This window comes from Bacillus sp. GW823-FHT06B01 (assembly GCF_058952315.1).
In genome coordinates, this window is sequence record NZ_JBXAHR010000001.1 from 1125595 (window position 1) to 1140734 (window position 15140).

At 32.8% G+C, this 15140-nt stretch carries 10 protein-coding genes and 2 pseudogenes; all 12 read right to left on the reverse strand.

Translation table 11 applies throughout. From position 1 onward, the window contains the following. Window positions 1-795 carry a hypothetical protein gene (locus tag AC1Q8N_RS05880; protein WP_493521119.1) on the reverse strand — a complete coding sequence of 265 codons (795 nt, stop codon included), beginning with the start codon at window positions 793-795 and terminating at the stop codon, window positions 1-3. Between the two features lie 100 nt (window positions 796-895). Continuing rightward, complete coding sequence (locus tag AC1Q8N_RS05885) at window positions 896-1720, reverse strand: DUF3952 domain-containing protein (protein WP_493521120.1); 825 nt, start codon at window positions 1718-1720, stop codon at window positions 896-898. Window positions 1721-1795: 75 nt separating this feature from the next. Next, window positions 1796-2146 (reverse strand): DUF4176 domain-containing protein, encoded by a 351-nt coding sequence (locus AC1Q8N_RS05890; RefSeq protein ID WP_098069214.1) that lies wholly within the window; start codon window positions 2144-2146, stop codon window positions 1796-1798. A gap of 1 nt (window position 2147) precedes the next feature. Next, window positions 2148-2408: a hypothetical protein gene (locus AC1Q8N_RS05895; protein ID WP_097956884.1), complete on the reverse strand. Its 261-nt coding sequence runs from the start codon at window positions 2406-2408 to the stop codon at window positions 2148-2150. 39 nt (window positions 2409-2447) lie between these two features. Beyond that, on the reverse strand, window positions 2448-4007 hold the full coding sequence (locus AC1Q8N_RS05900) for a lipase family protein (protein ID WP_098069215.1): 1560 nt from the start codon (window positions 4005-4007) through the stop codon (window positions 2448-2450). Window positions 4008-4032: 25 nt separating this feature from the next. Continuing rightward, window positions 4033-4827: a DUF3952 domain-containing protein gene (locus AC1Q8N_RS05905; RefSeq protein ID WP_098069216.1), complete on the reverse strand. Its 795-nt coding sequence runs from the start codon at window positions 4825-4827 to the stop codon at window positions 4033-4035. Continuing rightward, window positions 4824-9053: pseudogene (essC, locus tag AC1Q8N_RS05910) on the reverse strand (type VII secretion protein EssC); the annotation flags it as partial. The gene AC1Q8N_RS05905 and the pseudogene essC, both read right to left, overlap by 4 nt. Continuing rightward, a pseudogene (locus AC1Q8N_RS05915) lies at window positions 9048-9329 on the reverse strand (FtsK/SpoIIIE N-terminal domain-containing protein); the annotation flags it as partial. The pseudogenes AC1Q8N_RS05915 and essC, both read right to left, overlap by 6 nt. A gap of 39 nt (window positions 9330-9368) precedes the next feature. Further along, window positions 9369-10568, reverse strand: a complete 1200-nt coding sequence (gene essB / locus AC1Q8N_RS05920; protein ID WP_493521121.1) for a type VII secretion protein EssB — start codon at window positions 10566-10568, stop codon at window positions 9369-9371. Window positions 10569-10641: 73 nt separating this feature from the next. Continuing rightward, window positions 10642-10893, reverse strand: a complete 252-nt coding sequence (locus AC1Q8N_RS05925) for an EsaB/YukD family protein (RefSeq protein WP_001007566.1) — start codon at window positions 10891-10893, stop codon at window positions 10642-10644. Between the two features lie 4 nt (window positions 10894-10897). Beyond that, on the reverse strand, window positions 10898-11401 hold the full coding sequence (gene essA, locus AC1Q8N_RS05930; RefSeq protein ID WP_048541007.1) for a type VII secretion protein EssA: 504 nt from the start codon (window positions 11399-11401) through the stop codon (window positions 10898-10900). Further along, entirely contained in the window at window positions 11373-15014 is a 3642-nt protein-coding gene (gene esaA / locus AC1Q8N_RS05935) for a type VII secretion protein EsaA (protein WP_493521122.1), read from the reverse strand. The genes essA and esaA overlap by 29 nt, the downstream gene beginning before the upstream one ends. Window positions 15015-15140 lie beyond the last annotated feature (126 nt).

Below are 15140 nucleotides of genomic sequence, written 5' to 3' on the forward strand. Positions count from 1 at the left end.
TTATTTTATTTCTTTAGTTTTCTTTTTTCCCTTCTCTTCATAAAGCTTTAGTCTTTTCTGACGTTCTCTTTCATGTTCCTCCCACGAAATATAAAATGACGGAAACTTAAATCTACAATAGACTAATAGTTGGAACTCAGCTGCGCCTATGGCTATCGCGTACATAATGAACGTAAATATAAAGTAACCAAACATTATGCTCAATGAGTAATTATTTTGTACATAAATTAAAACAAGAAGAATTAGTACATAAATTGCCACACCAAACATTACATTTTTCTTTGCCTTATTAAAAAATGAAGTAGATCTTTCTCCCATACTAAATGCACCTTTACTTGCTTGTTTAAAAGTATCAACTGTTGTTACACCATGAACAAGTATTGCTCCTAATACTAGTAAACCTACATAAATAAGCGTAATAAAATTAATAGAATAATTACTCATCCCTGGAAGAACAAATGCCGTAAGACCTATAGTACCTAACTGAAACGCATATAATAATATCACCAATGTCTGGAGCTTTTGAAATTTAAAACGTACCTTAGGGATCAGATATATAATAAAAAAGATTACTTGTAGGCTATATAACAACAATTCCATCCTGACTATTACTGTGTCAAAAAGAGTCGGATAGTAATCCCAGCCAAATCTAATTAATGCTCCAAAAATAAAGAGCATCAATAACGAACTATAAAGCATTCCACCAAACATAAACAACATAGCTCCTTCAGGGCTTAAACGATTTCTACATGTAATTCTAAATTCATCTAAATCTTCTTCTTTTATGTTCCACATTTGTTAACTCCACCTTTCCCCGAACTATAGTATATTACCAAAATATAGATGCAATTTTCTTAGTCACTGATTTTATACCTTTTTATTTTCATCGCCACTCTTAACCATCTCTTTTGTTGTACTGCGCCTTGTATTTTAAATATTCCTGTCTCGCATCTTGGTTATTATCCTGTTTTCTATTAAAATACGTTATTATTTGGAACATATTTTCTACTAATTTTCCATCCTCATTCTTTTCTTTAAAATCTATATCTATCCTCATTTGCAAAATTTGTTTTGGATTTTTTGGAGCATCCAGGTGCAATACGATTGTTGCTCCATCAAATTCATCGTATTGTATCTTTAATTTATTATTAATAATATCTTTAAATTCAGATTCAGTTAGTCGATATCCCACTGAATTAGGCTGATCAAACTTTTTTATATCATCCTCGGGCTTCATCTTTAGTTTCCCTATCCCATTTAAACGATCTGCAATTAAGTTTACGTATGAAACATCTAGATTTGAATCCGAACTTTTCACCTGTCCATTTTCATACTTAACATGAGTACTATAAATAGTTTCTTTTTTATAATTTTCATTTGTCCTTTTTCCCTTGTCTTTTTCTATATCAGTCGCAACTGTTTGTATCGCCTCTCCATATAAACTTTTATCTTTTGTATTATATACACCTTCCGTAGTTTGACGAATTGTCTTACTGTGCTCTCCATCTTCTTTTTGCTCAAACGTACTATAAATACCTCTTTGAGTCACATAAGCATATCCATCATCACTCGCAGACATTACCGTACTCATGTCCTCTTCATCCAACGCCTTAACAAATCTCTCATACTCTATCTTTGTCTCCCAAAAACCACATCCACTTAATAAACTTGCTACTATTGACAGTACTATCATCATCTTAGCTTTCTTCTTGAACTTCATACTGACACCCTTATTCAATCAAAATAAGCTTTCCTCTTTCCATTTTGGAAGAGGAAAGCTTATTTCCTTTTAAATTTATTTTTTTCCCTTTATTTCTAACTCTTGTGCTTGTTGTTGCTTTTTATTTTTTTCAATTACTTTTTCAACAAACTCATTCCGCCACATTTTAAACTTAGTTGCGAATTGACCTTCAATTTTATTTCGATACCCTTCAAATTTAACCTCTGCAATATCCGCGTGATTAAATAATTTATACGTCTCTTCGGTTAAACCCACTGGATGCAACACTCCGCCATAATCATAGAATGTGTTTTCATCAAGTAATAAACCTCTCGTAGTAATTACATACTCCGCACCTTCCTCTTCTTTAAGACCCAATCTTACAACACTGCCTAAAGGTAATACTTTATCCATATAGTCTTTCATATTAATTCACTGTCCCTTTTAGTACGCTAATTTTCTCTTCTATTTTTTGTCTTTTTTTCTCTAATTGACGGATCCGATCAATAAATGCCTCACGTGTTTTTCCTTGTAATGTACTATCAATACTACTCTCTAACCTTCTAATTTCTCCTGTTAAAGATGCAGCTGCTTTTTCCAATTGCGCTACAACATTTATAATTTGTTCTCGTCCACCACTAGCTGGAAATGTACTATGAACCCTTGACATTATCGTATGTAAATCCACCTTCATACCCCTCTCTTTTAAATTTATAAACTTGGAGTTTTAATAATATGAAACTGCTCCTAATTCTTCGTCTTTTGCAAACATAGAAAATACTGCTTCTGAAACATCGTCGTTTAATTGCTTTAAATCTTTTGATAACTCCTTCACATCTTTAGCAATTTCACCTAATAAAGAACGGTTTATCCCCCTGCTGTTGTCATTCATAAAGAGATTTAACAATGAGTGACGATGACTTAATATATGTTCAGATACAATTGCAGCTACATTTGTATCAACTACAAAATCTCCTTTAAACAAATCTAGTAAATCTTGCACGTAAGAAGCTGCAACTTCTTTTGCAATTTCTAAAATTTCACTTGTAGCTAAATATACTACAACACTTCCAGCTAAAAAATTTATAGCAGTATTAAATACAGACTCTAATACTTCTAAAACTTTTTCCTTACATTTCGCTAAAGTTGATTCAATCCATTCTACAGCGATATCTACCGCTCCTTTAATTTCAACTGTAGCCATTATACTAAATTGGATTGCTTCTCCTGTAATTTGAGACTTTAGTCCTTCATACTTTTTATTGAGGTTATAAATACTTTCTTTCACTTGACCCTTTATTTTTCTATACTCTCTCCCAGCTTGTACAGCATCTGAATAGGTAAGTGCCACCCATAAAATCGATGAAATCGGTGTTCCTTGTATGATAAAGTTTATTCCTATACCTGCGACTTGTTCTTCCGCTAAAGAAACTTTTCTATCAAATTTTTTATTTATAAGACCTGTATAAAAACCACCTGCCGATTGGGTAAACTCTACAAAACCTGGAATTATATCCCCTCCAGTATCATTAGTACTGGGTAATTTATCAAACCATATTAACTTGCCATTATTATCATAATCTTTCATAGAGAAAACGTAAGAATGCCATGCTTGGTTTGGAATTATATACATTCTCCCAGGTATTGTAAAATCCGCCATTTTTATTCCGAGATGTAATGGATCCTTTTCATTAATAACATTCCTAATATTATTCATATCAAATCCATTACCAAATTTATCAACATCTCGATTTAATATAGGTGCTGGATTTAATGTTAATGATTCAATATTATCTTCTTGGTGCCTTAACGATACCGTATTAGCTAAACCACCACCTAATGAATGCCCTGTTACACTAATTTTGACAGCAGGGTTATCATGTTTAACCTTCAAATAAAATTCTTCTCCTTGATCATACTGTTTGACTGTAAAATCGTGTTCCCAATTACCTAACACTATTTTATTTGCACCAGTTATATTATGTCCTCCAATTTCACCATCTGTTATTGCATCCGTTGCATCTTCCGTTCCTACGTATGTTATAACAATTTCTCCTGTAGAGTTATCTTTAAAAGCGTATGCAGCAAATCCTGTATTCTCATCAACTTGTCGATCTACAATTGTTGCATTAAATCTTTTTTCTAATCTCGTTATATTATCTATTTTTGATTTATCATATGGAGGCTTACCAGCTTTAAATTTATAGATATCCTCACCTGCTAGCTCTAATTTCCCCCAATCAGAACTTATTTTTAACTTATTACCTAGTTTCACTTCCTTACCCATTTTCTCCCTCTCTCCTAATCATTTATTATTTTGTGTAATCTTCCTTATAATTTAAATATTCTTTTTTCCCATCATGAATATTATTTTGTTTCTTATCAAAATATGTTATTATTTGGACCATATTTTTCACTATTTTTCCATCTTCATTTTTTGTTTTATAATCTATATCAATACTTAATTGTAATATCTGTTTGGGATTTTTTGCAGAGTCAAAACTTAGTGAAATTGTTGATCCATCATATTCATCATAATTTATTTTTAACTTACCATTAATAATACTCTGGAATTCGGATTCAGTTAGTCGATATCCCACTGAATTAGGTTGATCAAACTTTTTTATATCATCTCCAGGTTTTATCTTTAGTTTCCCTATTCCTTTTAAACGATCTACAATTAAGTTCACGTATGAAACATCTAGATTTGAATCCGGACTTTGCACCTTTTCATTTTTATACATAATATTTGTACTATAATTAACTTCTTCTTTATAATTTTTATCATCTACTTCCGAGGTAATTTCTTGTGTTGTATTCCCATATAAACTTTTATCTTTTATATTATATACGCCTGTCGAAGTTTGGTAGATTGTTTTACTATGCTCTCCATCTTCCTTTTGTTCAAATGTACTATATATACCTCTTTGGGTTACATACGCATACCCATCATCACTCGCAGACATAACAGTCTTCATGTCCCCTTCATCCAACGCCTTTACTAATCTCTCATACTCTATCTTTGTCTCTCCAAAACCACATCCACTTAATAAACTTGCCACTATTGACACGACTATCATCACCTTAGCTTTCTTCTTTAATTTCATACTGTCACCTCGTTAGTTACTCTAGGCATTTTTAGTTTCATTATGTTCCCTTTTTGATAGTAATACACTTCATCTTTACCTAATGGCGCTTCGTTGCTTATATATTTTATGTTGAAGATACTTTGATCATTTAATGGCATTGCGATAATTGCTGCTGTTAGTTTACTTCTCATTTTCATAGGTAGAGCTTCACGATTTCGGTCCATGTAATCGTGGTGACCTGCTAATACAAAGTAAATGCCTACTGTACGAGATAGATCAATTAAAGTTGCTGCATCCTCCATTTCTAAATAAACAAATTTACTAAACTCTTCAACATTTGTCATGATAATGAGTTGTTTTGTGAATGCAGGAATTTCTCTACCTTCTTGTCTTGCTTGCGCTAATTCAAGAGCTCGTTCGCGAATTACTTCCATCCAATACTTCGCATGCATATTGATTTCATTTTCGTCTACAATGTAATGCGTCACATTATCTTTATATTGAACGAAACTATACTCTGCTGTATCCACTAACGTCACACTTTCAAAATAATCTTTATTCAATTGAGATAGGATGCTAGATACAATTTGTTTTCTCATACTATCATCTACACTATAAATCATTAAATGATCATTCATCGCAATATCATGAGCTACAACTTCTACGTTTGCAAAATCAAGCCCCATTGGAATTCTTGCTGCTTGTAGAGCTTTTGTAACGTCTTTATTTTTACGATAAGTAGCAATATCAATCACTTCTGGCATCATTGGAATTACCTTCGGACGTTCTCCATCCCATTCTCGATCCATATCATTTGCTTCTTGTTGTAATAATTGAATTTGCTGTAATTCATCTTCTGCTTTCGTAGATAATGCAACCTGGAATAATGTAGGAGATTCTAGTTTTATTAACGCTCTTCCTGCTGTTTCTTCCACTTTTATATCAGATCTCCCTACAATACTAGCTACTTCACTTTGATCAATCATATATAGGCAAGTTTGGATTTTAATATTATTGTACAATTGAATTCTCAGTGCATTTTGTCGCCCTGCACTAATTAAGGTATGAATTCCTAAACTTGCACCATCTCGGACAATTTGCATAATTAGCATTTCAAAGCTTTCATAGAACTTCGCTTCTTTTACTGCATCATAATTGTCGATTGCAATAATAATATGTGGTATTTCTTTCCCGCTTGCCTTTTCATACATTTCAATATTTGCAACGTCATATTCACTTAATAATCGTTTACGATTTTTCATTTCTTGAGTTAATCTTTCAACAAACTTTAAACATTTTTCAGATTCATCAATCGTAATCGTATCCGCTACATGAGGTAATCCTTTCAAAGGTAGAAGACCATTTGTTCCAAGGTCCACTAAATACACATGCAAATGCTCCGGACTATGCTGACGAGCTACATCCATAATGACTGATTGTAAGAATGTTGATTTTCCGTAGCCTGGACTTGAGAAGACCGCTACGTGTCCGTCTTTACTAATATCTAGTGTTAATGGTGTTTGTGATTGTAATTCAGGCTGATCTAGTAGACCAACTGTTGCTTGTAATGGTTTCTTTTCTTTCGTCCATGCTTCTTTGAACTGAATAGCGTGTAAGTCTTGTAAATATACGCTTTCTGGAAGTGGTGGTAACCATGGTCTAGCTAACGCTTCAATTTCATTTACTTCTGCGTAATCGTGAATGTAGTCAATAACAGCATCCAGTTCAGATGGTACGCTTATTACTTCTTTACTGCTACCAAGTCCACTTAAGTCTTCACTTAATATTTCATATTGTCCTAGATCATTTATTGCATAGATTGTTGCGTCTAAATGTTCTTTATCCTCTTTGTTTTCTACATAGTCTGCTCCGCTCCAAGCTGATTGGAATAGTTCATAAATTTCATTATTCCCAACTTGTAAGTAAGCACGTCCTGGTAATGTAATTTCAGCAGCATCTGGTGTTTTTAAAATTTCATTACTATCTGATGTATTTTGAACTTTTAATGCTAGTTTGAATTTCGAGTTACTCCAAATTTGATCATCTACAACACCACTCGGTTTTTGCGTAGCTAATATTAAATGGATTCCGAGTGAACGACCGATACGCGCCGTTGAAACTAACTCTTTCATAAATTCTGGTTGTTCTGACTTCAGTTCTGCGAATTCATCACTAATTAAAAATAGATGTGGCATCGGTTCACTTACTAAGCCTTCTTTATACAATTTTTGATACTGATTAATATGGTTTACATCATTTTCCCCAAATAATCGTTGTCTTTTTTGTAATTCAGCTTTAATTGATGCGAGCGCTCTCATACTTTGTGCTCCATCTAAGTTCGTAATTGTTCCTAATAAATGCGGTAAGTTTTTGAATAAATTCGCCATACCGCCGCCTTTATAGTCAATTAGTAGAAAGGCTACTTCGTAAGGATGGAAATTGACTGCTAGAGATAAAATATACGATTGTATAATTTCCGACTTACCTGAACCTGTTGTACCTGCTATTAACCCGTGTGGTCCGTGTGCTTTTTCGTGTAAGTTTAAGTTTACGATATCTTCTTTACCACGTAATCCAAGTGGTACAGCTAAAGATTTATGCGCTGCATTTTTCTCCCAGCGACTTGTGATATTCAGTTCTTTTACTTTCTCAACACCGTACATTTCTAAAAATGTTACACTTTCTGGGATACTATTTTTTAAGTTTTGCAAATGATTTAACGGTGCTAATGCTCGTGAAACATCTTCTAAATTAAACCCTTTCGGTACGTGATTGAGTTTAAATTGACGGTTAACAAGCTCTCCTTGTTCTAAGATGATGTTCCCTTGTTTTGCATCTCTTATATCAATTACCGTTTTCACGTGCTCCGGTAAACTTTGCATAACATCTTGTACAAATACAAGTGATACACCTAATTGACTCGGATCATCATTAAAGAATTCCATAACAACATGGTCTAGTATTAATTTTTCATCTGTAATGAGAACGACATAGTGCGGTGCAAAGTACATTTTTTCATTCGTTGAACTTTTTTCATCTAGTTTTAATTTTCGTTCTTTCAATATTTGATACAAACTATTTAACACTTGATCACGGCTACGATCATGGTACACAAATCCACGTACATTTATATCGCGAACACTTCCATGAGGTAACCAGCGCATCCAATCCCATTTTTCTTTTTCTTCTTCAGGAAAAATAGTAATAAACTGCAAGTCATAATAACTATGGAATAATGCGGTTTGTACAACTAATAATTGTAATTGCTCTAACACTAAAGAGCGTTGTCCAATATAACCGACTGGTCCATTCATTAAATCTGTTACAACTGGTACATCTTCCAATGATAGATAACGCTGTCTTAGTTCACGTGCTATATCAATTAATTCATCTTTCGTTTGACTAAATTCTTCTTCATTAAATTGGATTTCAAAACTCGTATTAGCTTGTCCTGTTCCAACGCTAAATGTTAAGAAATCATGATGTAGCATTGTTTTTTCATAAATTCTAGGATTTACTTGAACTGCCATATTACGTATTACTTCTACATTTGGATTGTGATAATGTAATGCGTGACGTTGCTTTTCACTTTCTGCATGTAAATCTTTCGTTTTTTGTTTTATATACTCTCTATAACTTTTATCTCGTTCCACAATGTCAATTTTATATTGCTTTAAATTTTTTATATAAGATGTGACAGAAACAATAATCGTTACTAATGTCATCGCAATCGATGCGATAATAAACATTCCATATTTCATGAAAATAGCAAGTAATACGGTTACGACAATCATGACAAGTGAAGGTGCAATGATTCTTGCTAAATGCTCCGTTGGTTTTGATGGCATACTTGAAGGCTTTGCAATTGTCATTTTCTCTTCTGGTTCACGGTAAATAATACGTGGTGAACGATGATAGCCTGGATAACCACTTTGATAATTCGTTTCTGATTCTACTAAAATAGGTAACGCAGATTTCATTTTATCTTCTGAAGAAAGTACTTGAATGTCTTCACTACCAATCTCCAATAAAATACCATCAAAATATAATACGTCTCCTGATTCCAACATAACGCTATCTTTTAACTTCGTATAATTATGAAATACATCCCCGCCATACACGTTCACTTTAAAAGAATCGTACAACGTTTCGCGAGATAGCATTAAATCTACACTAGTCCCAGTAATAGAAATATCATCGTAATCGTTTTGACTCACTGTAAGAGAATGTTTCGTTCCGATATCAAACACTTTAGTTGTGCCAACAATAGATATAAAGATTTTCAAGCTCACATCTCTTATTTTCCCAATCTCAATTTCCTTATTGAATTCTATTAATTGATCTTGTACCATCCAAGCATTTACTTCATTATTCCACTTTAACTCTATTTCTTGTTCTAAACTTGGATTCGTAATATCATTTGTCCACTCTTTTCCAATCGACACTATTGATTGCTCATTTGGATGTAATGTGCACTTATATATTTTGTCTCCATAAGTCAATACTAATAGTTGCTCCATCCGTGTTCACTGCTCCTTTTCAACTGTCTCATCAAGTGCTTACTCTTTTTTCTCTGTGTCCGACAAATTTTTATCGCTTGATGAATTGCCATATTTCTTTTTATATTCATCTAATTGTTGCTCATATGTTTTTAACTTTTTATCACGTTCTTCTCCTGATAAATCCGGATTATTTTTCAGTGATTCAATTTGTTTAACAAGGCCGTACATAATAAGCTGAGGATCATCAAGTGTCTTAGCTAGATCTAATGATTTATCAAAATCACCTTTTCCGTTATACATCCAATACAGCAAATACTTTTCATCACTTTTCAAACTAATGTTTTTCATAATCGATTTCTTTTGAGCTTCACCTAGTTTTTCAGCTGTAATGTATGCAAATGCTAACTCATATTTAGATGCAATCGGTAATGATTCAAACTCCTCTTCATTCAATTGCGTAATGACTTTGTCATAATCAGTTGCTATGAAACTCGCATTTGCTTCTAATAATTTATTTTGATAAGGAAATTTTATAAAAGTGAAATATATTAAAGGAGCAGCTAAAATAACTGTCGCCGCTATGAAGGAAAAAGCTAAGTATTTAAACGATTTATAGCTTTTTTTAGGTACTAACTGCATATTTTTTTCTGTTTTTGTTTGTTCCTTCTCAAAGCTGTCATCAAGAAACTGCAGTAATGCATCTAAGCTTTCCATTTGAGCAACTGTCTGTTCAAATGTTGTTTCTTTTGCATCTTTTAGTAACCCAGCATACAAATCATCAAAGTTATGTTTTTGGGAGAATAAAGCAATAATTAGACACTTATATTGCGTTAAAAATTGCTCTTCTAATAACGGGGTTGGTGGAACAATATCTCGAATTCCTCTATGTATAATGCTTGGTATTAAATTCGCATTAAAAACTATATTGTCTGGATGTAAAAAGAACGTGATTCGTTTATTTAAATATTTACGAAACTGCGCAACATTCCGAAGTAGTCTTAATTTCTCATTTCTTCCAAAGCGGCTAAGATCGTCCCACTTATATAATTTTTTATCTACTTGATATAGAAACGTAAACATATCATCCGTTTCTTCTATCGTTAATGGTACAAATTCAGATGATACGCCCGCAATTATATCGAATTGACGGAAGTCTTTTATACGTGTTTGAGATTTGGTCATCTCCAATTTCCAATTTTCTTTTTCTATTTGAAATTGATAGTTCATTGCATCAATTTGAATTGTTTTTTCCGTCATGTTTATCCTCTTCTCCTTTTCTTTATAACCCCTAATAACTTATTTACAAATAACTAAAAGTAAAAAATATTCTTTATAAAACTTGCAAAATATCTCCATCTGTTATTTGGTGATCAATTAAACGATCATTATCTGTTAAAACAATTGACTTATTTTTCACTTTAATTACAAAATGTGAACCTTCATGATTATCAATCTTTAGCGTATCTAATAAGTTTTTCAATAAATATTTAATAGATTGATGATTCGGAATACGCAAATCGTATGTATTTCCATTCCATTTATTAAAATCTACTGTTACATTAATATGTGTTTGTATTGCCATCGCTTTACCTCCAACTTTTACGAAGAACCGTATAAATACCGATGCAAATAAATAGAATGCCGCCGCCAAATAATAATATTATTGTTATACTAATTGGCTCTTCATTCATTGTTTCATTACTCGCTATTTCATCTGCACTTTTTCTGACAATGTATTCACTGCTAAACAAACTATTTTTCGTATCTTTAACACTATTATTCTCTTTTTGTTTTATAAAAAGAGAATCTCGCAGAGCTTCCATATCTTTTTGTTCTTTCTTTTTCTTTTTCTCAATTTCTTCTTCTATATCTTGGTTAAATAACTCAATTGATGCTTTATCTAATTCTGTTTCCTTATGTTCCTTTTTATTTTTTTCTTGGTCGCTTTCTTCAAGTCGATCCACTTTAAACTTAATCTTCCCATCATCACCAAGATAACTGTCAGCCGCGCTCCTTATCGGTAGCGCGACAAACAGTAAAAGGATAGAGAGAAATGATAACTTAGCCACTATGCTCCATTGTTTGATCATTTACTTCTTTTTCCTCCCATTTCTTATGCCATACAAATAGATTACTAACCAATCCAATAATGGCAATTACAAACAATACGATAAAAATAACTTTTCCTGTATCTTTACCGCTAATAAAATCATTTAGAAAACCCTCTATATATTGAAGCGGTGAAAATTGACGCAATTTGCCTACAGAAGACATTTGGTCTACTTTACTTCCAACTGCTTCAGTTAAAAATAGATACATACTTAAAAATACTAATAAGATAAACATTCCTACCATTTTTATTTGTCGTAGTAAGTATGTTGAAACTAATACGAACGCCATCATAATGATTGTGATAAACGCAATCCATAGTAAACTTTGATCCTGACCGAATTTTAAAAGACGGCCTGAGATGACTCCTATACTGATTCCTTCCACAATCGATATTCCAAATGCTACTACTGTAGTTGGTACATTCATATCAATTAAAGAGAATCTCTCTTCAAAATGATCTGATTGCGTTCGTTTCTTTTCTTGATTCGCAATTGCATATGCTGTAAATAACGCAACAATGAAACAAGTTAATACGATTAAGTATGGTGTAAAAGCATTACCAGCTACAATTACCCCATCATTTTGTTTCTGAACTGGACTAGATAAAAACTCATATAGCATCTCATTTTGACGGTCTCCAATACGACTATTCGCCAAAATCTTCGTAAAGTTTTTCGAGAATGCTTTATCATCTTCCATTTTCTTCGTAAAATCATTTAATAAGGAATCTGCTTTCGAAACAATTGTCGTTCCGCTGTCTTGAATTTCTTTTGCTTGTCCATTAATTTGGTCAAATGTTTTATACACATCATCTGATGTCGCTAAACTATGCTTTGAACTCTCTACTAATGACTGAGTTTGCATCGTTAAAGATTTAATACCAGAGTCTAACGATAGTACAGCTGTTTGCTCACCTGCATTATTAGTTGTTAATACTTGTTGTTCTTCAGCTAACTTTAAGCTACTCTCACGCCATTTCGCTAAACCTTTTACATACTCTCCTAAATTTTGATTCATACTAGTTGCTTGCTGCATCGTTTCATTTAATTTCTCCGCTAGTAGCATTGAATTTTGATCTGCACTAGTAATGAGCTGTTGGTAAGAGTCTATTTTTTGTTTTAAACCTGTCATATCTTGCTTTACTTCACTAGTAATACTAGCTGAAACAAGATTTGAAATTAAGTCAATTAAGCTTTGTTTATTTAATACGTAATACAAAGATTGTTCAGTTGCAATTGCATCTAAACTTCCCTCTTCTAGCTTAGGACCTACATCTTTCGTTCTTAAATCAATCCCATAATACATTTCGTAAAGGCTCATTAAACCTTGATAACTTTCAACTGTATCTACTGCTTCTTTTATTAATACATTAGATATATTTTTTGTTAATACTTCTGTTTTTTGATGTACAACTTGATTCGTTGTACTTTCAATAGTTTTTGAATTGCTACCGTTATCTGTCCCAGTGTCTGGCTTCTCTCCTGTGTCAGGTTTTCCTCCCGTGTCTGGATTTCCTCCTGTATCAGGTTTTCCTCCCGTGTCTGGATTTCCTCCTGTATCAGGTTTTCCTCCCGTATCAGGTTTCCCTCCTGTGTCTGGATTTCCTCCTGTATCAGGTTTTCCTCCCGTATCAGGTTTTCCTCCCGTATCAGGTTTTCCTCCTGTGTCTGGATTTCCTCCTGTATCGGGTTTTCCTCCCGTATCAGGTTTTCCTCCCGTATCAGGTTTTCCTCCTGTGTCTGGATTTCCTCCCGTATCAGGTTTTCCTCCTGTATCAGGTTTTCCTCCTGCATCAGGCTTTACACTGTCACCATTATTACTCTGTTCTGTTTTTTGAATAATAGGCGTTTTAGCATTGTGTACTAACGGCATTATGCCATACTGTGATTTATGAACCACATTTTCCACCTTGCTATTTTCCGTTTGTGTTCCTTTATCCTCTTTATTAGGTTCTTCTTTTTCAGAACTAGTTTCTTTTTTATGAGTCCCGCTCAATTCCCACTGCCACGTTACAGGAGAGAAAACATCTATATTGATGTTTGGATCTTTTAACTTTACATGCAAGCTAATCTTTATATCCCCTTCATTACGAGGAGCTATTGTAATTTCTCCTGCTTCGCTTTGAAGAAAGTCACTTGTACGATCCACACCATCAATATGTAACGCTTCTGTACTTCCATCTAGTTTAAATTCTTCTGGAATATTTATCTTCAAAGTTTGTGAAGATTCCATTTTAATTACTTTCGCAGTATCACTAAATGTAATTCCCTCTGTATAAAGTTTATCCTTTACTTCTTTAATAGCGCTTCCTAAAGATATTTTATTTACAGGATCATAATAAAAATTATTTTCTTTATTATATTTTTTTGTAAATTGAATTACATTTTGCAGTTGTAATTTCGTTGTATCTGGCAAATCACTTTGACCGATTTCTTCCATGTTTAAACTCGGTAATTTCGCAATTAAATTTTCGATTTGTTTCTTTATTCGAACATCTGGTTGCTTCATTAATGTATTTATAAAGATTTCTTGCTTTCCATCATTCGACATAGATTGCTTTAACTTTTTAATTACCGTCTCTTGAATATCACTTTCTAACTTTCCTGCAAGTTCTGTATCATATTCTGACACTTGTTTTTTTACATCTGTTAAATACTTTTGAATTGTTGAAGCATCAGCTAAAATATTAGGATCTTTCTCTGAAAGCGTAAACTGATTTGCGATAATTTTATTCGCAGATTCTAATGCACTTAACTGTTTTAAAACATCGCCTGAATTCATATCACTCATATACTGATTAAATTGATTTGTAAAATTATTCGCTAACAGATTATTATCCGTTTGTATTTTTTGAAAGTTATTAAATCCTTCTAAATACGTATTATTAGATTTATTCCCTTCATCTAAAGCTTGTCCAAACCCTTTTAAAACATCTTGGAATCCTTTAAAACTATTAACAGAAATACCAGTGTAATCTTGTACCGTTTTAAATTGGTTTGTGTAATTTGCCAACGGGCTATGTACATCTTTTTTATACATAGTCGTTTGATTGGTCCCTTTTTCAATTATTTTACCTATATTATCTTGTGCACCTTGCAACTTACCGATAACACTTGCAAAATAAACATCGATGATTTGCTTATTAAAATCTTCTAAAATAGCAGAAGCTGTATTTTCTGCCTCAGCTTTCAAATCTTTATTCCCAGTTGCATTTACTTTATAATTTAAAGTTAATTTCTCTGGAAGTTCTGAATCAATTGCAACAGCCTTTCTAGAAAAATCGTTAGGTATTACAATCATCATATTGTAATTATTATTTTTCAAACCACTTTCTGCTACACCACGACTTACTACGTACCATTCTTGTTTCGTATTTTTATTTACATTTTTAACAAATTGATCTCCAAACGCTATTTTATTACCTTCAAATACAGTACCTTGATCTTCATTTACCAATGCAACTGTCATTTTTTTCGTAGTATTCTCATTTGCTTTCTTAACATTTTGATTTAACGCTAAATAGGAGACCCCTGTTGATAACACAAGAGCTAAAATAATAAACAACAAGATGCTCCACTTGAACTTTTTCACTACCTATCACTCCTGCGACTGCGAGTCTATTAAGTTAAAGACTTCGTATCTTACTCTAGTTTTAAAGTAATTTAGCCATACAACGTATGGTTGCATGGCTAAATTATATAGTTCTTTTTATCTGTC